Source organism: Rhizobium sp. P44RR-XXIV (genome assembly GCF_001999485.2).
Classification (GTDB): Bacteria; Pseudomonadota; Alphaproteobacteria; order Rhizobiales; family Rhizobiaceae; genus Rhizobium.
This window is the reverse complement of the sequence record NZ_MPVZ02000022.1, coordinates 162,183-183,878: the sequence shown is the minus strand read 5'-3', so window position 1 is coordinate 183,878 and position 21,696 is coordinate 162,183. Positions and strand designations below refer to the sequence as shown.

At 61.1% G+C, this 21,696-nt stretch carries 16 protein-coding genes and 2 pseudogenes; 5 read left to right on the top strand and 13 right to left on the bottom strand.

Annotated elements, in window-relative coordinates; genetic code table 11:
• Positions 1 to 45: 45 nt before the first annotated feature.
• The 6 genes and pseudogenes from ugpC to BSK43_RS02715 form a co-directional block, all read right to left on the bottom strand.
• On the bottom strand, positions 46 to 1,125 hold the full coding sequence (gene ugpC / locus BSK43_RS02740; RefSeq protein WP_077470856.1) for a sn-glycerol-3-phosphate ABC transporter ATP-binding protein UgpC: 1,080 nt from the start codon (positions 1,123 to 1,125) through the stop codon (positions 46 to 48).
• Positions 1,126 to 1,169: 44 nt separating this feature from the next.
• Entirely contained in the window at positions 1,170 to 2,240 is a 1,071-nt protein-coding gene (locus BSK43_RS02735; RefSeq protein ID WP_077470834.1) for a Gfo/Idh/MocA family oxidoreductase, read from the bottom strand.
• Between the two features lie 6 nt (positions 2,241 to 2,246).
• Entirely contained in the window at positions 2,247 to 3,272 is a 1,026-nt protein-coding gene (locus tag BSK43_RS02730) for a Gfo/Idh/MocA family oxidoreductase (protein ID WP_077470833.1), read from the bottom strand.
• 72 nt (positions 3,273 to 3,344) lie between these two features.
• Positions 3,345 to 4,193, bottom strand: coding sequence for a carbohydrate ABC transporter permease (locus BSK43_RS02725; protein ID WP_136686690.1), 849 nt, complete (start codon positions 4,191 to 4,193; stop codon positions 3,345 to 3,347).
• Positions 4,194 to 4,221: 28 nt separating this feature from the next.
• A pseudogene (locus BSK43_RS02720) lies at positions 4,222 to 5,097 on the bottom strand (sugar ABC transporter permease); the annotation flags it as partial.
• A 97-nt stretch (positions 5,098 to 5,194) separates the two neighbouring features.
• Positions 5,195 to 6,481, bottom strand: coding sequence for an ABC transporter substrate-binding protein (locus tag BSK43_RS02715; RefSeq protein WP_077470830.1), 1,287 nt, complete (start codon positions 6,479 to 6,481; stop codon positions 5,195 to 5,197).
• 181 nt (positions 6,482 to 6,662) lie between these two features.
• Here BSK43_RS02715 and BSK43_RS02710 point away from each other — a divergent pair, with 181 nt between their 5' ends.
• From BSK43_RS02710 to BSK43_RS02700, 3 genes are all read left to right on the top strand, one after another.
• Positions 6,663 to 7,358: a TetR/AcrR family transcriptional regulator gene (locus BSK43_RS02710; RefSeq protein WP_077470829.1), complete on the top strand. Its 696-nt coding sequence runs from the start codon at positions 6,663 to 6,665 to the stop codon at positions 7,356 to 7,358.
• Positions 7,359 to 7,661: 303 nt separating this feature from the next.
• Positions 7,662 to 9,086, top strand: a complete 1,425-nt coding sequence (locus tag BSK43_RS02705; RefSeq protein WP_077470828.1) for a mandelate racemase — start codon at positions 7,662 to 7,664, stop codon at positions 9,084 to 9,086.
• Between the two features lie 222 nt (positions 9,087 to 9,308).
• Positions 9,309 to 10,574, top strand: a complete 1,266-nt coding sequence (locus tag BSK43_RS02700; RefSeq protein WP_077470827.1) for a Gfo/Idh/MocA family oxidoreductase — start codon at positions 9,309 to 9,311, stop codon at positions 10,572 to 10,574.
• Positions 10,575 to 10,623: 49 nt separating this feature from the next.
• Here the strand turns inward: BSK43_RS02700 and BSK43_RS02695 are convergent, their stop codons facing one another.
• The 4 genes from BSK43_RS02695 to BSK43_RS02680 form a co-directional block, all read right to left on the bottom strand.
• Positions 10,624 to 11,211 carry a transglycosylase SLT domain-containing protein gene (locus tag BSK43_RS02695; protein ID WP_077470826.1) on the bottom strand — a complete coding sequence of 196 codons (588 nt, stop codon included), beginning with the start codon at positions 11,209 to 11,211 and terminating at the stop codon, positions 10,624 to 10,626.
• Between the two features lie 114 nt (positions 11,212 to 11,325).
• Positions 11,326 to 12,351 carry a hydroxyacid dehydrogenase gene (locus BSK43_RS02690; RefSeq protein ID WP_077470825.1) on the bottom strand — a complete coding sequence of 342 codons (1,026 nt, stop codon included), beginning with the start codon at positions 12,349 to 12,351 and terminating at the stop codon, positions 11,326 to 11,328.
• Positions 12,348 to 14,204 carry a DUF2264 domain-containing protein gene (locus BSK43_RS02685; protein ID WP_077470855.1) on the bottom strand — a complete coding sequence of 619 codons (1,857 nt, stop codon included), beginning with the start codon at positions 14,202 to 14,204 and terminating at the stop codon, positions 12,348 to 12,350. The genes BSK43_RS02690 and BSK43_RS02685 overlap by 4 nt, the downstream gene beginning before the upstream one ends.
• A gap of 38 nt (positions 14,205 to 14,242) precedes the next feature.
• Positions 14,243 to 15,265: a LacI family DNA-binding transcriptional regulator gene (locus tag BSK43_RS02680; protein ID WP_077470824.1), complete on the bottom strand. Its 1,023-nt coding sequence runs from the start codon at positions 15,263 to 15,265 to the stop codon at positions 14,243 to 14,245.
• Between the two features lie 151 nt (positions 15,266 to 15,416).
• Between BSK43_RS02680 and BSK43_RS02675 the strand changes: the two genes are divergently transcribed.
• Entirely contained in the window at positions 15,417 to 16,712 is a 1,296-nt protein-coding gene (locus BSK43_RS02675; RefSeq protein WP_077470823.1) for an ABC transporter substrate-binding protein, read from the top strand.
• A gap of 301 nt (positions 16,713 to 17,013) precedes the next feature.
• On the opposite strand, the gene BSK43_RS02670 is transcribed toward BSK43_RS02675, so the two are convergent.
• From BSK43_RS02670 to BSK43_RS02660, 3 genes are all read right to left on the bottom strand, one after another.
• The gene (locus BSK43_RS02670; RefSeq protein ID WP_077470822.1) at positions 17,014 to 17,655 is read right to left on the bottom strand and encodes a ThuA domain-containing protein; all 642 of its coding nucleotides are present in this window, start codon (positions 17,653 to 17,655) and stop codon (positions 17,014 to 17,016) included.
• A gap of 24 nt (positions 17,656 to 17,679) precedes the next feature.
• A complete protein-coding gene (locus BSK43_RS02665) occupies positions 17,680 to 18,780 on the bottom strand; it encodes a Gfo/Idh/MocA family oxidoreductase (RefSeq protein ID WP_077470821.1) in 1,101 nt (366 codons plus the stop codon).
• A gap of 140 nt (positions 18,781 to 18,920) precedes the next feature.
• On the bottom strand, positions 18,921 to 20,123 hold the full coding sequence (locus tag BSK43_RS02660) for an ROK family transcriptional regulator (RefSeq protein WP_077470820.1): 1,203 nt from the start codon (positions 20,121 to 20,123) through the stop codon (positions 18,921 to 18,923).
• A 222-nt stretch (positions 20,124 to 20,345) separates the two neighbouring features.
• Between BSK43_RS02660 and BSK43_RS02655 the strand changes: the two are divergent.
• Positions 20,346 to 21,646 (top strand): annotated as a pseudogene (locus BSK43_RS02655) (extracellular solute-binding protein).
• Positions 21,647 to 21,696: the final 50 nt, after the last annotated feature.

Genomic DNA, 21,696 nt, shown 5'->3' with positions numbered 1-21,696 from the left:
ATCTCGCCCGCCAGGGGCGAGATAGGCCAACGCGCAAAACTTCCGTTACAAGGTCGTGCCATCCGGCCCGAACAGATGGCAGCGGTCCGGATCGATGCGGATGTTGACCGTCTCTCCGGCGCGGATAGCCTGTTGATCTTCCAATGCGACTGTCAGCGTCTGGCCACCATGCAGGGTGGCGTAGAGGATCGTCTGGCCGCCCAGATGCTCGACAAGATCGACATGAGCGCTGCCGAGAACCACACCGCGATCCCCGACATTCAAATGTTCGGGGCGGGCGCCGAGCGTTACGGCTTCTCCGGGCTGGATGCCGCCCAGCCGACGCGGCAGGCGGACCGTCTGGCCGTGGAGGTCGATGACGGCGGAGCCGTCGTCGGATGCGGCGACCTTGGCATTGAGGAAATTCATTTTCGGCGAACCGATGAAGCCGGCGACGAATTTGTTCTTCGGCTTGTTGTAGAGGTCGAGGGGAGCGCCGACCTGCTCGATCTTGCCGCCGTTGAGTACGACGATCTTGTCGGCCATGGTCATGGCTTCCGTCTGGTCGTGGGTGACATAGATCATGGTGTTGCCGAGACGCTGGTGCAGGCGGGCGATCTCGACGCGCATCTGCACGCGCAGCTCTGCATCGAGGTTCGACAGCGGCTCGTCGAAGAGGAAGATGTTGGGCTCGCGCACGATGGCGCGGCCGATGGCGACGCGCTGGCGCTGACCGCCCGAGAGCTGCTTTGGCTTGCGCTGCAGCAGCTGGGTGATCTGCAGGACCTCAGCAGCTTTTTCGACGCGCGGCTGGATCTCATGCTTCTTCATGCCGGCTGTTTCCAGGCCGAAGGCGAGGTTCTTGTAGACCGACATATGTGGGTAGAGCGCATAGGACTGGAAGACCATGGCGATGCCGCGCTTGGAGGCGGGCACATCATTCATGCGGCTGCCGTCGAGATAAAGACCGCCGCCCGAAATTGGCTCCAAGCCGGCGATCATGCGCAGAAGTGTGGACTTGCCGCAGCCGGACGGGCCGACGAACACTGTAAATTCCCCCGGCTCGATCTCAAGATCGATGCCGTGGACGACCTGGAGTTCGCCGTAGCGCTTGATAACCTTCTGCAGCGAGACGCTTGTCGCCATGGGTGCTTGCTCCTTGTTCGTCCTGATGGCTACCGGGGCAATGTTCATTCCGGCCTCCAGCTCTTGTATTTTGCGCTTTCCGGCCCGACAGGGAAGCGGACTTCGGTGCGCGTTTCCGATGATTCATAAAATGCCGTGACCAGTTCCAGCGCCTGCCGGGCGTCGGCCGTCGTTACCGGCAGCGGCCCGCCGGAAACCAGCGCTTCATGGAACAGCCGCATCTGCGTGTTGAAGCGGATCGGGAGCGGCGTCCAGTCGGAGAGCAGCGCATCGATCTTCGCGCCGATTTCCTCATTGGCGGGGATGATTTTCCATGGGTCCTGGCCGGGGCTGTAAGGCTCGTGGTTGCTTTCAAGCAAGATGTTCTCGAATACGAGGCGCAGGCGGCTGATCTGGTCGTGCGAGCCCAGCGTGGCGCTGATGGTGGCGAGCGCGCCGTTTTCCATCAACAGGCTGGCGCTGGCGCAATCTTCCACCTCGATATCGTTGACCCGGGTGGCGACGCGGCCGAACAGGCCGGCGATCGGCCCCATCAGATAGGTCAGCATGTCGTGCAGGTGGATGGAATGCGTCATCAGCACTCCACCGAGCTCGGTATTCCACTTGCCGCGCCAGGGGACGGCGTAATAGTCGGCGCCGCGCACCCAATGCGTCTCGGAGGTCGCGACATAGGCCTTGCCGGCGATGCCGGCGTCGATGATGCGCTTGGCCTTCTGGATGCCGTCGCCGTAGCGATACTGGAAGATCGGCATCAGCCGGCCCTTGGACGTCTTCTCGGCGTCGATGACGGCGTCGACATCGGCGAGCGAACCCACAAGCGGCTTCTCGCAGACAACGTGCTTTCCGGCTGCAAGCGCCTGCATGATGAGCTCGAAATGCGAGCCGGGCGGCGTGCAGATGTCGATGATGTCGATATCGGGCATGTTGAGGACTTCGGAAAAGTCCTTGACGCGCTTTGCGATGCCGAATTCGTCGCCGACGGCATTCAGGCGTTCTTCGTTGAGATCGCAGAGAACGGCAACTTCGAAGCGATCGGCATGCGGCTGATAGCCTTCCATGATATGGGAGCGGCCGATGCCGAGGCCGATGATCGCGACTTTCTTGATGTCGGACATAAGCAGTTACCTCTGGGTGCTGTTGAGCGATGTTGCTTCGGCCAGCGCCTGCGCCTTCAGCGCCAGCTCCATGGCCTTGAAGCAATGGTCCTGGCCCATCGCCGTTTCGGTGCGGTCTCTTATGTCGGCGGCAAGCTGGCGGCCATAGGGCAGGTCGAGGCCGGTGCAGTCGATATGCTGCATGCCCTTGCGGTCGGTGAGGAAGAGATGGTCGGTGCCGGGCCGGCCGGCGACGTCGATATATTTGCGCAGCTCGATCGTGCCTTCGGTGCCGACAATGAACAGACGGCCGTCGCCCCAGGTAGGGAGGCCGTCCGGCGTGAACCAGTCGACGCGGACATAGCCCGTGACGTCAGGCGTGCGCAGGTGGAAATCGCCATAGTCCTGCAGGCCGGGTGTTTCCGGATTGGCGCGGTTGGAAACGGTGGCCGACAGCACTTCGGCCTCCAGGGAATCGGCGAAGAACAGGAACTGCTCGCATTGGTGCGACGCGATATCGGTGATGATACCGCCGTAGCGCTTGCGGTCGAAGAACCAGTCCGGCCGGGTCGGCTTGCGCAGCCGGTGGGGGCCGAGGCCCGTCGTGTGGATGACCTTGCCGATGGCACCGGCTTTGACCAGCTCGCCGGCCTTGACGGTCGATGCCGTCTCGAAATGTTCGGAATAGAGAATGGAGACGATGCGCTTGGTCTCGGCCTGCACTTTTCGCACGTCTGCGAGTTGATCCAGCGTCACCATGCCCGGCTTGTCGAGCATCACGTCCTTGCCATGGTGCATGGCTTCAATGGCAAGGCCAGCGCGTTCGCTGGAAATGGCGGCGCTGACGATCAGCCCGATGGAGCTGTCCTCGAGGATTTCCCTTTTGTCGGCAACGCGTTTCGCCTGCGGGAAGCGTTCGGCGAAGACGGCCGCAAGGTCATCTTCGATAGAATGGAAAGCGACCAGCTCTGCGCCGGCGCGCAGCATGACGTTGACCTGGCCGTAGATGTGGTCGTGATTGAGGCCGATGGCGGCAAAGCGCAGCGCGCTCATGCGACATTCCTTTCAATGGGTTTCTCAATATGCGGCCCCAAGCCTTGGGTGTTCGGGACCGCGCGGTTCGTATCAGCGTTTGAGACCTGCCGTGGCGATGCCGTCGATCAGCAGTCTCTGGAAGAACAGGAAGATCAGGAAGACCGGGATCAGCGACAGGCTCGACATGGCGAACAGGCTGCTCCAGTCGGAACTTCCCGTGGAGTCCACGAAGGAGCGCAGGCCGAGCTGCACGGTGTAGGTGTTGATATCCGAGAGGTAGATCAGCGGCCCGAAGAAATCGTCCCATGTCCAGATGAAGGAGAAGATGGCGGCCGTCGCCAGCACCGGCAACGACAGGGGCAGCATGATGCGCCAGTAGATGCGCCAGGGGCTGCAGCCGTCCATCATGGCGGCTTCGTCCAGTTCGCGCGGGATGCCGCGGAAGAACTGCACCATCAGGAAGATGAAGAAGGCGTCGACCGCGAGGAATTTCGGCACGACCAGCGGCAGCATGGTCTTCACCCAGCCGAGCTTCAGGAACAGAATATATTGCGGGATCAGCGTGACGTGATAGGGCAGCATCAGCGTGCCCAACATCAGCGCGAACCAGAAATTCTTGCCCCAGAAGTTCAGCCGCGAGAAGGCATAGGCCGCCAGCGAGCAGGAAATGACATTGCCCAGGACCGACAGCACGGCAATGACGGCCGAGTTCCAGACGAAGGTGCCGAAGGTGACCTGACCGCCGAACCAACCGCGGGCATAGGCGCTGAAGTCGAAGTGAGACGGGATCAGCGATGCTGTGCCGAAGATCTCGTTCTGGTCCTTGATCGAACCGGAGAGCATCCACAGCAGCGGATAGAGCATCACGATCGATGCGGCGATGAGAGCGGTGTGGACGAGGACGGAGACGAACCAGGGGCGCTCGCGCGGCGGGTTCATGTCCTCGGCAAAATGGGTGAGCTTCGCGTCAGTCATCGTAGTGAACCCAATAACGAGCGGAGAGGAAAGAGAAGGCGGTGAAGATCGCAATGATGATCACGAGAACCCAGGCGAGTGCGGCGGCATAGCCCATGCGGAAATAGCCGAAGGCTTCCTGATAGAGATAGAGCGTGTAGAACAGCGTCGAATCGATCGGGCCGCCAGTGCCCGACGAAATCACATAGGCCGGTGTGAAAGCCTTGAAAGCGTCGATGGTCTGGACCACCGCATTGAAGAAGATCACCGGCGTCAGAAGTGGCAGGGTGATCTTGAAGAAGATCCGCGTCTTGGATGCGCCGTCGAGACTGGCGGCCTCGTAGAGATCGGTCGGAACCTGCCTGAGGCCGGCCAGGAAGATGATCATCGGTGAACCGAATTGCCAGATGGCGAGGATGACGAGCGTATAGAGCGAATAGTCCGGATTGGAGATCCAGCTCGGTCCGTTGATGCCGAAGAGATACCAGAGCAGCGTATTCACGATGCCGTCGGCATCGAAGATCTGCCGCCAGAGCACGGCGATGGCGACGCTGGAGCCAAGCAACGACGGCAGGTAGAAGATGGCGCGATAGACCGGCAGGCCCTTGATGCCGCGGTTGAGCAGCAGTGCCACCGCAAGAGCGAAGGCAAGCTTCAGCGGCACGGAGCAGACGACGTAGAACAGCGTCACCTTCAATGACGACAGGAATTTGTCGTCCGCCGTGGCGATGCGCACATAATTGTCCAACCCTACCAGGTTCGGCGACTGCAACAGATTGTAGTCGGTGAAGGAGAGGTAGAGCGATGCAATCGCCGGTCCGAGGGTCAGCCCGAAAAAGCCGATGAACCACGGCAGGAGAAAGAGATAGCCCGGCGCGTTGCGGGAAAAGGCGCTCGGCGCCTTGTAGATGGTTTCCACGCGCACCGGCGCGGACGCGCTGACGGCCAAGCCGCCGGCAACGCTGTTGCTGTTTGTACCCACGGTGTCAGCCTCGCGTAATGTTTGCTGCTGCCTGTTCGGCAAACTTCGTCCCGGCGTCCTGGGAGCTGGTCTTGCCGAAAGCCACTTCCTCGGCGATCTTTTTCAACAGGAATGCATTCTCGCCGGCGCCGTTCGGCGGAGACGGCGGCAGTGCCCCGACATGCGGCGTCAGTCGGCCGATATAGTCGACGACTTGTTTGCTGACGGGGTCCAGATCAGGCGTTAGAAGGTCGCGGATCTTCGACGAGGGAGGAACGCCGCGCTCAACGCCGAGGGTCTTGGCACCTTCCGGATCCTCCACCAGATAATTGACGAAGGCGACGGCGGCATCCTTGTTTGCCGAGGCTGCCGAAATCGACATCAGCATCGACGGCTTCAAATATTGCCCAGGTTTGCTGTCCGCGCCGGAAACCGGAAAGGAGACGATGTCGAGCTTATCCTTGACGAGGGCCTGAATGGCGACAAATTGGTTGGAATGGGCGTAGCTGACGGCCGCCTTTTTGGTCACCAGCATGTCGGTTTCGAGGGTCTGTTGGTCGAGCGCCTGGACATCGGCCGGCACGCAAGCGCCGATCTTGCGCATATGGCCCCAGAAATCGAACCATTCGGCGGCGTCCTTGGCTTCGAAGGCCAGTTTGCCGTCAGCTGTATAAAGTGCCTTGCCGCGCTGGCGCAGCCAGCATTCGAGAGCCGGCTCGCCGCCGCTTGCATCGGCCGTGCCGTAAAAACCGCGGCGCTTTTTGGCCGATGTCACCTTGGCGCAGGCATCGCCGAGCTGTTCCCAGTTCATGGCGTCATGCGGCGGCTCGACACCGGCTTCAGTCCATGCTGCCGTGTTGACCACAACCATGAAGGAATTGACGCCGAGACTGACGCCGTAAATCTTGTTGTCGACCTTGCCGGAATCGATATTGGCAGGACCGAAATCCTCGATCGCCAGGCTCTTGCCGAGATAGGGCGTCATATCGAGCAACGTGCCGCGACGGGCATATTCGAAGATGTAGCGATAATCCATCTGGATGAGATCGGGCGCATTACCACCGCCTGTCTGTGTGGCGAGGCGCGTCCAGTAGCTGTCCCAGCCGAAGGATTCTCCGGCGATGGTAATGTCGGGATTTTTCGTTTGATAGGCCTTGACGGCTGCGAACGTACGGTCGCTTCTTTCCTTGGATCCCCACCAAAGAAGGCGCATCGCCGTTGCCGCATTGGCGCGGGAAAGTCCGATAGTACTCAAGGCTAGCGTGGCTGTCATGCCGGCAAGCAATTGCCGGCGGTCGATCGTCAACGTCATCCTGGTCTCCTCCCCAGTAAAGCGATGATTTACGAACTGCTTTGCATGATATAACTATTTGGTTACAAGTTGGATAGAAATGTGACTGCTGTCAAGCGCCAATCGTGTCACAATCAAAACGACGCATGCGGGGGCCGGTGACACGCGTTGCGGGAAAGACCGATCCGGGATGAGGTTAGCCATGACCGCCAGGGAGAGACAAGGGACTGAAAATACAGCACAAGCTGAAATCGACGAGGTCGTGCGAGTGCGGCCTAAAAAAGTGTCGCGCAATCCGCAAAAGACCCATGCCATGATTCTGGAAGCAGCGACCGAGGAATTCGCCGCCCACGGTTTCGGCGGCGCCCGGGTGGATGCGATCGCTGCGCGGGCGCAGACCAACAAGCGGATGCTCTATCACTATTTCGGCGACAAGGAAGGGCTCTATCTCGCGGTGCTGGAGGCGACCTATGCGGCGATCCGCAATGCCGAAAAACATCTCGATCTTGCACGCCGCGATCCGGAGGAAGGGATGCGGGAGCTGGCTCTGTTCACCTGGCGGCACTTCCTCGCACATCCGGAATTCCTGAGCCTGCTTGCCACCGAAAATCTGCATCACGCTCATTATCTCAAGCGATCCGACAAGGTGCTGGCGATGCATTCACATCTTATCGATGAGCTTTCGGGCGTGTTGCGCCGGGGAGAGGCGACCGGTATGTTTCGGGCAGGTGTCGATCCGATATCCGTCTATCTGACGATCGCGGCACTCGGCTTCTTCTATCTCTCGAACCGTCACACGCTTTCGACGATCTTTGCGCGCAAATTGACCAGCCAGGACTCCCTCAATGCCTGGGGCGAACATATCGTCGCGATGACGCTGGCCTCCATCCGGGCATGACCTGCCCCGAAAGTACGCATCCCTGGAGGTACTGGAGAAATTTTAAAAAGGCGATTGACAAAGCCGGCGTGATCGCGCGATCTTGTAACTATACGGTTACATTTCTTCGGCGACCAAGCGTTGCTTTCCTGATTCCGGAGGGAATCGGGCAGGGAGGAGAAATCATGAAGCGCATCGGCATCGCCATGCATGATATTGCTGCATGCACGGAGCATGACCCGCCGCTGGAGATTTAGCATTGCCGCTCTCCTGCACGGCTTTGGCAGTTGAGCCTGATAACCACAAGGGAAGCACTCAACCATCATGACCGAACCGTTGAAAATCAGGCTTGTCGAGGCTGAGGCATTCGAGCGCCCAGTCAAATTGCGGCTACCTTTCCGCTTCGGCGCGGCGACCTTGCGGGAGGCCCGGCAGATTTTCCTGCGCGTGCGCATCGAGGATGCCCTGGGCCGCTCGGCGCAGGGGATGGCAGCCGAGTTGATGGTGCCGAAATGGTTCGACAAATCGCCTGATCTTTCCAATGCCGACAATGAGAACCAGCTGCGCCGCTCGCTGGCACTGGCTCTCGGTTCACTGAGAAGTGCAGGCTCGGAAACGGCTTTCGGACTGCATGCGGCCGTCGAAGCATCGCATCATGCCCGGGCGGCGGCTGAAAAGCTGAACGGCCTTGTCGCCTCCTTCGGCCTCGCGCTCGCCAACCGAGCTGTTCTCGATGCTCTCTGCCGGCTGGAAGGCCTGACGGTTGCGCAGGCGATCAAGGCGAACCGGCCCGGCATCGACGCTTCGACGGCGCATGATCTCTCTGGCTTCGATCTCTCCGGGTTTCTGTCGACATTGGAGCCCGCAATGAGCCTGGCTGCTCGCCATACGGTCGGTCTGGTCGATGCGATCGTGCCGGGTGATATCCCGGCAAGCGAACGCTTGAATGACGGTCTGCCGGAGAGTTTCGAGGAGGCGATCGACGCCTATGGTCTGACGTTCTTCAAGGTCAAGGTATCAGGCGCTCCCGAAGCCGATATCGATCGTCTCTGCCGCATCGCCGCCGTTATCGATGCCAAGGTGCCGACATATTCCGTGACGCTTGATGGCAATGAGCAGTTTTCGTCGGCCGAAGCGGTCGCCGATCTGCTCGCCCGCGTCAGGGATGAGCCGAGGCTGGCACGTTTCGCCGCCTCGATCCTGTTCGTCGAGCAGCCGATCGCGCGTGCGTATGCTTTCGAAAAGCCGGTGAAGGCGCTTGCCGCTTTCAAGCCCGTAGAGATCGATGAATCCGATGCCGATATCGATGCCTTCGTCACGGCAAGGGGGCTCGGCTATACCGGCATTTCCTCGAAATCCTGCAAGGGGTTCTATCGCTCGCTATTGAACCGGGCGCGTGTCGCCAAATGGAGTCTAGAGGACGGTATTTCCTATTTCATGTCGGCCGAAGACTTGACGACTCAAGGGGGGCTTGCCGTGCAGCAGGACCTGGCACTCGCCTCGCTTATCGGCATGACCCATATCGAGCGCAACGGGCATCACTATGTCGATGGCATGGCCGGTGCGCCGGAGGAAGAACAGGCGGCCTTCGCCCGTGGCCATTCCGATCTCTACCGCGTCAGCAACGGGCGCACGCGGCTGCGGATCGAGGGCGGGCAGCTTGCCATCGGTTCCGTCATCGGCGCTGTTGGCCTCGGTTCGTTGGTGGAGCCGGATTGGAACGCGATGGAGGCCTCGTCGGCGGTGTAGATTTCCTGCCTTGCCCCTCACCCTAGCCCTCTCCCCGCGGGCGGGGAGAGGGGACGACAGTGCGTAATATTCGAATTTACCACCCGGAGTGAGCGTGGGTTTGGCAGGGAAGCTCCCTCTCCCCGCTTGCGGGGAGAGGGTTGGGGTGAGGAGCACTTCGCCGAAGTAAGTCAGGCCCGACGCGGCCTCACATCGTCATTTGCAGACTCTTGAGGAGGAGACATGCAGTCGTCATCGAAGAAACGCTACGTTCTGGTTGGCACCGGCAATCGCGGCGTGACCATGTGGGGCAAGGACCTTGTCGAGCGCTGGAGTAGCGAGGTCGAGCTTGTTGCGGTCTGTGATCTCAATGCCATGCGGGCCCAGCGGGCGCTCGACTATATCGGTGTCTCCGTGCCTGTTTACACCGATTTCGATGAGCTGCTGCGGGTGGAGAAACCGGATCTCGTCATCGTCTGCACGCGCGATTCCACCCATGACGATCTGATCGTCAAGGCGATGGAATCCGGCGCCAATGTCATCAGCGAGAAGCCGATGACGACGACGGTCGACAAGATCAAGCGCATCCTCAACGCCGAGGCGCGCACCGGCAAGCGGCTGGACATTTCCTTCAATTACCGTTTCGCGCCGACGTCGGCGAAGATCAAGGAGCTGATCAATTCCGGCGTCATCGGCGATGTCACCTCGGTCGATTTTCACTGGTATCTTGATACCAGTCATGGTGCCGACTACTTTCGCCGTTGGCATGCCTTCACGGAAAACTCGGGCAGCCTCTTCGTTCATAAGGCGACGCATCATTTCGATCTGCTGAATTGGTATCTGGATTCCGACCCGGAAACGGTTTCCGCCTTTGCCGATCTCAAGCATTACGGCCGCAAGGGTCCGTTCCGCGGCGAGCGCTGTCGGAACTGTCGTTACAAGGACGAGTGCGACTATTATCTCGACATCAGCGCGACGCCGCTGCTCGAAAGCCTCTATGAGGACCCGTCGACCGTCGACGGCTATGTGCGCGATGCCTGCGTCTTCCGCGAGGATATCGACATTCCCGACACGATGGTCGCTGCCATCCGTTATCGCAACGGCGTCAACGTCTCCTATTCCTTGAACACCTATATGCCGATCGAAGGCCATCACATCGCTTTCAACGGCCACAAGGGCCGCATCGAGCTACGCCAGTATGAAAAGCAGAAGTGGACGACGCCGCCGGCAGACGAAATCGTCGTCATGAAGAATTTCGGTGATGTCGAGCGCATATGGGTGCCGCATGCATCCGGCGGCCACTATGGCGGTGACGACCGGCTACGCAACATGCTGCTGCGCTCCGGCCCGAACGACGAGCTCAAGCAGCGGGCAGGCTCCCGCGCGGGCGCGATGTCGGTTCTCTGCGGGATCGCGGCCTTGCAGAGCAGCCGCACCGGCCAGCAGGTGTCGGTTGCCGATCTCTGGGGCGAGGATGGTGGCCTGAACCTACTGGAGCCGCGGCCTTAGGCTTGCGGCTCCGTGTCTTGGGGAAATTGCTGCGAAGTCAGCGGCGAGATCAGCTGCAGCTTGGCAGCTGCTGCGCGTAGATCCGCGTCATGCCGTTGAAGCGCTTGGCACCGGCAAGCGCGGTGCCGTTGCCACGCCATGATCCCTGCAGATAGCCCTTGGGGCCTGAATAATAGGCCAAATAAAGATCGTAGGAATCATTGAGAGCAATGCCGGTCTGCAGGTGCGTCTGGTAGTGATACCAGCCGACGAAATCGATCGCATCGGCGAAATTGGTGCGGCTCGCAGTCCAATTGCCGGTCTCGCGCTTGTATTTGTCCCAGGTGCCGTCGAGGGCCTGCGAATAACCGTAGGCGGTCGTCGGGCGCTTCCAGGGAATGAAGCCGAGCAGATAGCGTCTCGGGGGTCGGGCGCGCGGCCGGAAGCCGGATTCAGTGTAGATCGTCGCCATCAGGATCGGCACCGGCACGCCGTACTTACGCTCGGTACTCTGGGCGGCGCGCTGCCAATTGTTGAACCAACCGTCGCGCTGATCGAAGATCGCGCAGATGTTGCGGGTGCGCGAGGGTGCAGTGGCACAGCCTGCCAGCACGCCGAGCAGCACCACAGCCAGAATGGAAAGGACGCGACTACGCATAACTAGAACCTCTTCGCTGAGGAAATTGCTAGCGCGGAATGATTAAAAACCGGTTGTTTGCCTGTGCCGAAATGGGGCGATTTCAGGGTGTTTTCATGGATTTGCTGCGTCGCATCACGCCATGCGGGCCATGTCCTCGCGGCGGATCTCGTGGAGCAGCGGCCGGCCCTCGATGAAGCGAATGGTTTCGTCGACCGCCATCTCGCCGAGGCGCGTCCGCTCAAGCCCGACAGCGCCGGCAATATGCGGTGTCAAGAAGACATTCGGCAGGTCATAGAAGGCCGAGCCGGCCTCGGGGATCTCCGGGTCGGTGACATCGATGATCGCGTCGATGCGGCCGGTTTTCAGCGTGGCGATCAAGGCAGCCTCATCGACCAGCGCGCCGCGCGCCGTATTGATGAACGTCGCTCCGTCCTTCATTAACGAAAGACGTCGGGCGTCGATCATATGCCGTGTCGCCGGCAGGGAAGGCGCGTGCAGCGAGACGATGTCGGCCGATGCCATCAAGGCGTCCAGCTCGGCCTTTTCAACGCCGATGCGCGCGGCTTCGGCCGCATCGACCATCGGATCGTAGAGCAGGATGCGGTAATCGAAGGGCGCGAGCAATTCGATCACGCGCCTGCCGATGCGCGAGGCGCCGATGATGCCGACCGTGCGGCCGTAATTGCCGATGGCCTCCGCCTGGATTGGCTGCGTCCGTTTGCGGTTGCGGTCGGCGACATAAAGATCATGAAAGCGGAAGATCTTCTTGCCGGCGAAGATGATGGCGGCAAGCGTGAATTCGGCAACCGGCAGCGCATTGGCCTGCGCCGCGTGGCTGACCGCTATGCCACGGTCAAACAGGCTGTCTCCGAGCAGGCCCTTCACCGTACCGGCGGAATGAGCCACCAGTTTCAGATGCGGTGCCAGCGCCAGCGCTGCGGCATCAATCGTTGGCGAGCCCCAGCCAGTGATCAGGATTTCGGCTTCGGCGAGCAGTTTGCCGGCGCGGGCATCATCGAAGCGTTGCATCGGCACGGCGTCCAACACGCGGCCGACGGTATCGAGGCGCTGGATCAGCACCTCCGGCAGGACGTGTTGTGTGCGCGATGGCTGCATCGCAAAGGCAATAGCCGGACGAGCGGACGTAGATTGCGTCATGGCAGGCGACCGGGCGCCTCGATGGCGCTGACCGTGATGCCTTTTTCCGTCACCAGAGCACGTAGGGCATCGATATCAGGCCTGGCGGGCGGCTTTGTCCAGGCGCTGCCGACTGCGGATGGGTCCTTCTCAGCCAGAACGGCGGATACGAGGATAGTTTCGCCAGCTGGGATCGTGGCGCGCAGCTGCGGCACCAGGGTTTTCGAGGCGATGAGATTGGTGTTCGGCGGGGCCTTCTGCGCTATGCCCTGACGCTCGACGGTTGAGCCGAGATCGAGAATGCCGCTGAAATCCTCCTCGCCTACCGCGTAGGCGGCGCCCGTTGCTGATGACAGCGTGTCGGCTTCCAGATCACGCCTTGCGATGGCGAAACCGCCCTCGGCCGTCTGCAGCGGCCGAGGCGTGGTGATCTTGTGCAACCGGACATGCCAGGGCGCGGCGGGCACGAGCCATGTCTCCACAGTCACATCCGGATAGGGCGACCATTTGGCATAGAGCGTATCGCCGGCGAGCTTGGCTTCTTCATTCGTCTCGCGCACACGGTAGTGCAGACCGTCATCGCTGAAGGCGAGCATGCTGTCGAAGGCACCGCCGGCAAAAATGCGCTCGTCGCTTTCGACGCTGAAGCCGTAGCGGGCTGAATAGGCGAATTTCGAGTATTTCTCGGCACCGAAACGCATCTGCTGGTTTTCCTGGCCAGAGGAGAGCGCCACGACATCGGCCTTGCTGCGTATCAACACCATGCCGGGGTGTTTCTGCGGGACGATAGCCGGCTCATTTTCCAGCGGTTTTTCTTCCGCTGTCCAGAAGGGGTGCGTTTCCTTGAGCGCCAAGGGCAGGAAGGCCTTGAAGGCCCAGTAGGGCGAGCCGGCGGAATTGTAGTTTTCCGACATCAGCAGGTTGGGATAGGCAAAGCCGATCGGCAAGGTGCCGTCGCGGTTGGCGATCGGCTTGTCGGCCCACCAGCGCAGGTGCTTGAGGCACAATCCCTTGATCTCGCCCCATGGCAGCGCCTCGACATCGGCGAAGGCGAGCGCCGACCAGAAGCCTGCGCAGGCGAAGCGATAGGTCAGGCTTCGGCCGAAGGGGATGGTGGCGCCATCCGGCGCAAACCAATGGCGGAAATCCCTCGCGAACAGGGTGGCGCGCTCGCGGTAGCGCTCGGCGCGATCGTCATTGACGAGCTTCGAATAGATCAGCCCGTAAAAATGCATGGCGAAGGGAATGTAATGATCAATGCGGCGGACATCGCCGTCGCGATACCAGCCGTCGCCGATGTAGAAACCATCCAGCTCGTTGAGGTAGCTTTCCGTCAGGCTGCGATCGAAGGAAGCGCCGAGCCTGTCGAGCGCGATATCGACGAAGATGCGGAAGAATTTCCAGTTGTTGTCGGCATAGTCGAAGGTGCGGGCGTGCTTGAGATAGGTGATGAGATTGTCGCGCGCGCGTTGATCGAGTGGCTCCCAGATCTTGTCCGGCACCAAGGCGAGTGCAAAGCCGAGTGCAGCAAGCTCGACCATGCGCTGGTCGCGGCCGTTGACGGTGCCCCAATATTCCGGATGCTGCGGGTCGACACCATTGGCAAGGCCCTCGGCATAGCGATCCCAGTGGCCGAAGTCGCCGCTGCCGGCGCCGAGCGGCGCCAGGCCCCAGAGCGGACGGGCGAAACCTTCGAGATCAGCGGCGGCACGGTCGAAATGCGCGCCGGCGCCATCGATGCGGACGCGAGCATTACCCTCGGAGAAATAGGGCAGCAGCGGATTGAACAGGTCGGTCAGCGCCCGGCGCATGTCCGTGTGGGTCTTCAGTGGATTGCCGGCAAGCGGATTGGTGCTGGCGGGGTCGTAGATCATCGGCATGGCTCTCTCGATTGTTTCCGCTGCGGGGAGGGTCAGGTTTCAGGTGGAAGGGTGCCGCCGGCGACCGGTGGAGCACCGTGGCAAATCTGGCGGGCGGGAGCGTCGCGATCGCGGAAGCGGGCGACCATCAGGCCAATGGCCTCGCGACCCAGCGCGGCGCGGTCGACGCGCATGGTCGCCAGCCTCGGGTTGGTCATCAGGGCGCAGGGGAGATCATCGAAGCCGACGATGGCGAAATCCTCCGGCACGCGCAGGCCGGCTTCCGTAACCGCATCGAGCACGCCGACGGCGATGAAATCATTCATGCAGAAGGCGGCGGTATAGCCTTCATCCGCAGCGAGGATTGCGGCGGTGGTGTCATGGGCTTCCTGGCTGGAGCTGCCACGGAAGTTCATCGGCACGATGCGGCCATGGGCGCCCTCGACGGAGGCGATGGCGGCTTCGAAACCGCGGATGCGCTCGCGGATCGTCTGGCGATGCGAACCCGTCAGGTGCAGGATGCGGCGATGGCCGGCATCGAGCAGGCGGCGTGTCGCATTGTAGGCGCCGAAGAAATTCGAGGGCGAAACGCCGTCGAAGCGCAGCTTCGGGTCGGTGCCGTTGACGAGAACGGTGGGCGTGCCGCTAGCCCCCAGCCACCGGCACAGGTCCTCGGAGGGGTCGATGCCAACGAGAAACAGGCCTTCGGCACCGGCAGACTGCAGATATTCCTTCACCAGATCCGGTTCGGTGCGGGCCTCGCGGATGAGACGAATGTCGAAGCGCATGCCGCGCTCGGCCGCACCAGCACGCAGGCCTTCCAGAATGCCTTCGTAGAAAACGCTCAAGCCACCCGTAACGCTATCGCTGGCGATGAGTGCAAGGCTGCCGGCTTCCGTCTCTGCTACGGTCTTCAGCGGATAGCCGAGATCGGCTGCGACCTTGAAGATGTGCTGGCGGATCGCTTCGCTGATCCCAGGCTCATTGGTCAGGACGCGCGACACCGTCGAGACGGAGACGCCGGCTGCGGTGGCAATATCGGCTTGCCGGATACGTTTGGATCGAACATCGCTCATATCGCAATTACTATGCAAAATTATGCAAATTTGCAATACGGAGTTTTTTATTGCACAGTGCAATGAAGTTGCATATCTTCCCCTCGGAATTGTCCGCTGAAGGCGTCGGGGAGATCGTCGCGGACGACAACGCAAGAGAAGGAGGAATCTCATGCGCATGAATCGCCGTTCATTCATGATTGGAGCCGCCGGAGCAACTGCCGGTCTGGCGTTCGGAGGAGGGGCGATGCCCGCCTTTGCCGATGCCACGCAGCTCAGGGCAATGTGGTGGGGCTCGCCCGATCGCGGCAAGCGCACAGTCGCGGTTGCCGAATTGTTTCACAGCAAGAACCCTGATCTCTCGGTCATCGGCGAGAGCATCAGCGGCGACGGCTACTGGGCCAAGCTTGCGACCGGCATGGCCAGCCAGAACATTGCCGATGTCTTCCAGCTCGAGCCGAGCACGATTTCGGACTATTCCAAGCGCGGCGCCTGCATGCCGCTCGACCAGTTCGTGCCCTCGACGCTGAATGTCGACAGTTTCGGCAAGGACGTGCTGAAGCTGACCACGGTGGACAACAAGCTCTATGGCGTCGGCCTCGGGCTCAATTCCTTCGCGATGTTCTATGATGAGGACATGTTCAAGAAGACCGGCCTGACGCCACCTGGCCCCACCACCACATGGACCGAATATGCCGATCTCGCCGTGGAGATGACCAAGGCGGCCGGCAAGCGCGGCTATTGGGGCGGCCCCTACGGCGCGCGTTACAATTACGTCCTCGATGTCTGGTTGCGCCAGCGTGGCAAGAGCCTCTTTACGGAAGAGGGTGGGCTCGGCTTCGGCGTCGACGATGCCAAGGAATGGTACAGCTATTGGGAAGACCTGCGAAAACGCGGCGGCACGGTCTCCGCCGATGTTCAGACGCTTGACCAGAACGTCATCGAAAGCAACTGCCTGGCGCTCGGAAAATCGGCCATCGGCATGGCCTATTCCAACCAGTTGGTCGGCTATCAACTCGTGGTCAAGAGCAAGCTCGCCGTCACCATGCTGCCGCGCGAAAAGAAGGACGGCCCCTCCGGCCACTACTATCGCCCGGCGCTGATCTGGAGCGTGGGTGCCACCAGCAAGAATGGCGAAGCGGCGGCGAAATTCATCAATTTCTTCGTCAACGATGTCGACGCCGGCAAGATCCTCGGCGTCGAGCGCGGTGTGCCGATGTCACCCGCAGTGCGCGCCGCCATCCTGCCGACGCTTAATCCGGTGGAGCAGCAAACGGTGCACTATATCGAGCTGCTGAAGGATCAGGTCGGCACCTATCCGGTGCCGGCGCCGCTCGGCTCCGGAGAATTCGATCAGAACGTCGCCCGCCCCGTCGCCGACCAGCTCGCCTTCGGCAAGATCACGGTTGCGGAAGCGGCGAAGAGACTGGTCGAGGAAGGTGCGACGAAGCTGAAGCGGAAGAGCTGAGGTGAGCGGAGTTTATCCGGGGGCTTTGTGATATGCCGGGCGTCCGGTACCCCCCTCTGTCACTTTCGTGACATCTCCCCCACAAGGGGGGGAGATCGTTGGGAATATGCCGCTCATCACTCACAAGACAATGAACTGCAATTCCAGCGGATTCGATGTTCCCTTGAGATAAGGCTTTCCCGCGAGCTACCAATCTCCCCCCTTGTGGGGGAGATGTCCCGACAGGGACAGAGGGGGATATTGCACCCTCCTCCAATTCCTTCGTTGATGTTCATCTCCGTCCCGAAGGCATAGGGCTGCCTCAGCGCGCGGCCCAGTTGGCGCCGCGGCGGAAGATGGTCTTCATCTGCGGCACGTCGAATTCCTTGGCCTGGTGGCCGAGCGAGGAATAGAAGACGCGGCCCTTGCCGTATTTGCGCTTCCAGGCAACCGGCATAACGACGCCGTCGATCCAGTAAGCGTGATCGCCGGTGAAGGTTGTCGTCGCCAGCACCTCGTTCGATGGGTCGACATGCATGTAATATTGCTCCGACGTATAGGGGAAATCGGTGATCCCCTCCATGATCGGGTCGTCGGCCCGCGTGATGTTGACGGTATAGTCGATGATGTTGCCGGGATGAGCGACCCACTGGCCGCCGATGATGAACTGGTACTCGACGCTCTCGCGGAACGAGTCGCCGGCGCCGCCGTGATAGCCGGCAATGCCGACGCCGCTTTCGATCGCGTCAGCGAGGTTCTTCACCTCTTCCTTCTCGATCTTCGACATGGTGACGATCGGCACGATCAGGCTGAGATCGTGGATCGAAGGATCGGCGAAGGCTTCGGTGCTGTTTTCGAGGTAGACCTTGAAGCCGTCCTCTTCCAGTATGTCGCGGATGATGTGGGCGCATTCCTGCGGTTCGTGGCCGCTCCAGCCGCCCCAGACGATAAGTGCTTCACGCATGATATTCCTCCTGAAATTGTGCTGTTAGCGGCCGATTTTTCCGTCCACGAGGGATTCGGACAGAGGGGCCGGACGTTCGGTTTGCGTCGTGATGGTGACCGTGCGCCCGGTCTCGGAGGCGGTCTGGAAAGCTTCCATGACCTCGAGCACATGCAGCGCCAGGCTGCCATTGGCGCGGTGCCGCCGGTTGGAGCGTATGGCATGCGCGAGATCGGCGACGCCGAGCGAACGGTAATTGCCATCGGCATATGGAGTCGTAACCTCGCGGTCTTCGAATTGGCCACCCTTCTTGAGATACTCGACCGCGCCGCCGAAATGGTTCGGATCCGGCACGATCAGCGTGCCCTCGGTGCCGTAGACCTCGAGCGGCACATGCTTATGGCCGGCGACATCGAAGCTCATGCCGATCTGCACGACCGCGCCATTGGCAAAGGCCATGACGCCGGCGACGTGGGTCGGCACATGCACGGGGATATGCTCCCCGTTGCGCGGCTCGCTGGTAATGATGCGCTCCTTGCGCGGCGTGACGGCAAAGCCGGCAACCTGGGAGACGGGGCCGAGCAGGTTGACGAGATCGGTGATGTAATAGGGACCCATGTCGAGCATCGGGCCGCCGCCGACTTCGTAATAGAAAGCCGGATTCGGATGCCAGCGCTCGTGGCCTGGGCACATGAAGGTGGCGGTGCCGCCGACCGGGATGCCGATGGCACCTTCGTCGATGATGGCACGGGCCGTCTGATGGCCGCCGCCGAGGAAGGTATCGGGTGCCGCGCCGATGCGCAGGCCCTTGGCGGCAGCCGCGTCAGCCAGCTTCTTGCCCTCGGCGAAATTGATGCCGAGTGGCTTTTCGGAATAGGTATGCTTGCCGGCGTCCAGCGCCTGCAGGCCAACGGCGACATGCGCCTTCGGGATGGTCAGGTTGACGATGATCTCGATCGTGGGATCAGCGAACAGGGCTGCCATATCGACCGCCTTCAGGCCAAACTCGGCAGCTTTCGCTTCGGCAAGCTCGCGATTGAGGTCGGCGACGCCCTTGATGTCGAGAATGGGAAAGGATTTCATCGCTTTGAGATAGGCGCCGGAAATGTTTCCGCAGCCAATAATGCCGATGCCGACCTTGTTCATAGACTTCCTCCAAATGAATTATCTTTGCTGTGCTGGAGCGGCTCAGCGTTTCACGTAAGCGCTGAGCGCTCCATCTTATTGTTTCGACGCAATTCCGGACGGAAAACCGCTGCGCACTTTTCCTGGAATTGCTGTGGGAATTACAGAGCCGATGCCGGCCCCGTCGTTCCCCATGGCGATTCGTAGAGTTCGCGCAGCGCAACGACGGCGGCGCCCTGCGCCCAGGTCTCGTCGGTCGACTGATCGAAAACCAGCTCGGTCACGCCTTTGATCGACGGCGGGATGGCCAGTGAATAGGCCTCCCGAAGGCCGTCGAGAAAAGGTTGGCCGAGCGCCAGGCTTGATCCAACCAGAATGACGCGCGGCGGGGCGAACAGCGTGACGATATTGGCAAGCGCCGTACCGCAGGCCTCACCAGCACGGATTGCCGCGCCGATGAGCATATTGTCTTCGGCCGCAATCAGCGTCTTTGCATGCGCCATGCCCTGGCCGAGACGAATGGCTTCGGCGAAGCGGCCGCTCGGTTGGTCGCCGAGAATAGCGTTTTCGCCGGCAAGGCTTGCCAGCCTGACCACGCCTTGTGTCCCTATGCCGAGAACGAGATCGCCGAGATTGTGGCTGAGGCCGCCGGCGCCGCGAAAAAGCTGGCCGCCATGCAGAACGCCGAGCCCCAGCGTCTGTTCCAGCGACACCAGCACCATGTCGTCGAGATCTCTTGCCCTGCCGAACCAGTGATGGGCGAGCGTTATGGCGTGAGCGTCGCTTTCGACGATGGTCGTGACGCCGAGCCGTTCGGACATTTCCTTGGCAAAATCGACGCCGGTTTCGCGGAAGATCGGGCTGGTGCGCACATGGCCGGTGCGGTGCTCGATAACGCCAGGCAGGCCGAGGCAGACGGAATCGATCTCATCCAGCGCGAGATTGGCATCGACGACGCAGCGGCGCACGCCATCCTCGATCAGATCGGCGATGACGCCGATCGGCTGTCGGTCAACCCTCAGTGCCAGCGTGAGGGTGGAAAGGACCTCTCCGCGAAAATCCGACACGACGAAGACCATGCGATTGGCGGCGATCTTCGCGCCGACGACGCGGGCGGCATCCGGATTGAGCTCCAGCATGACGCGGGGCCGGCCACGGGCGGCGGCCTCGCGCAGGTCGCCCTCCGTGCGCGCCAGGATCAGGCCGTCATCCAGCAGCGATGCCGTGATTGCCGAGACCGTGGTGGTCGAAAGCTGGGTGCGATCGCTGATTTCGATACGTGCGATGGAGCCCGCTCGCCGGATCGTATCCAGCACATTGAAGCGGTTTATCGCCCGCATAAGTTCGGGATCTGCTGTTTTCATGTGAATGACGCCGAATGACGGACCCGCTCGGCTGCGGCCTGGTATTTTTAACGGAATGCGTATTAAATAACCTATGCCCATTGCCCAATGTCAAGCCGTTTTGCGGCCGATCTGCCGAAAATTTGGCAATGGTGGTTGACATTTCAGCAAAGCTCCGTTGAATTAATCCGTATAAGGGAAAAAATATCTGAGGCTCTGATGTTCCCTTGGGAGGAGAAAATCATGATCCATTTACGTGGGGCTCAAGCCCTTCGCGCGGCCGCTATTGCCGCCACCACCGCACTGACGATGCTGACAGGCGTGACGAGCGCCGCGGCCGATACCACCGTCAAATGGCTGCATCTGGAGGCCAATCCGGCCTATGTCGCCATCTGGCGTAAGATCGCCGATGAGTACCAGGCCAAGCATCCCGGCACGAAGATCGAGATGCAGTTCCTGGCCAACGAGGCCTTCAAGGCCAAGCTGCCGACCCTTTTGCAATCGAAGGACGCTCCGGATCTGTTCTATAGCTGGGGTGGCGGCGTGCTGAAGCAGCAGCAGCAGACCGGCACGCTGCTCGACCTGACCTCGGCAATGGATGCCAAGGACGGCGCCTGGAAGAAGAGCTACAATCAGGCTGCTATCAAGGGCCTGACCTTCGACGGCAAGATTAGCGCCGTCCCCTATCAGATGGGCACGGTTTCCTTCTTCTATAACAAGGCACTTTTCGCCAAGGCCGCGTCGACGCCGATGCCATCAAGACCTGGGACGACTATCTGGCGGCCGTGAAGAAGATCAAGGCGGCCGGCATCGTGCCGATCGCGGGCGGCGGCGGCGAGAAGTGGCCGATCCACTTCTACTGGAGCTACCTCGTCATGCGCGATGGCGGCCAGCAGGTGTTCAATGACGCCAAGAACGGCAAAGGCAACGGCTTCAACGACCCGGCGATCATCAAGGCAGGCGAGCAGCTTGCGGAACTTGGCAAGCTTGAGCCCTTCCAGCCCGGCTATCTCGGCGCGACGTGGCCGCAGACGCTTGGCGTCTTCGGTGATGGCAAGGCCGCGATGATCTTGAGCTTCGAGACGACGGTCGCCACCCAGCGCGTCAATTCGGGCGATGGCAAGGGTCTGGCGGACGACAATATCGGCCGCTTCGCCTTCCCGGCTGTGACCGGGGGTGCCGGCGCTCCGACGGATACGCTTGGCGGGTTGAACGGCTGGGCCGTCACCAAGAAGGCTCCGCCTGAGACCCTCGATTTCCTCGCCTATCTCACCAATGCCGAAAATGAGCGCACCATTGCCCAGTCCGGCCTGATCATTCCGGTCGCCATCGGCGCCGAGGATGGCATCAAGTCTCCGCTGATGCGCGGCGCTGCCGACCAGCTGGCGCATTCGACCTGGCACCAGAACTTCTTCGACCAGGATCTCGGTCCTTCCGTCGGCCGTGTCGTCAACGACATTTCCGTCGGCATCGTCTCCGGCCAGTTGTCGCCGAAGGATGGCGCGCAGCAGGTTCAGGACGCCTTCGAGCAGGATCAGCTCTAACAGCATTCGGCGCCGGTGTTCCCTTGGCACCGGCGCCAATTTTCTTCGAA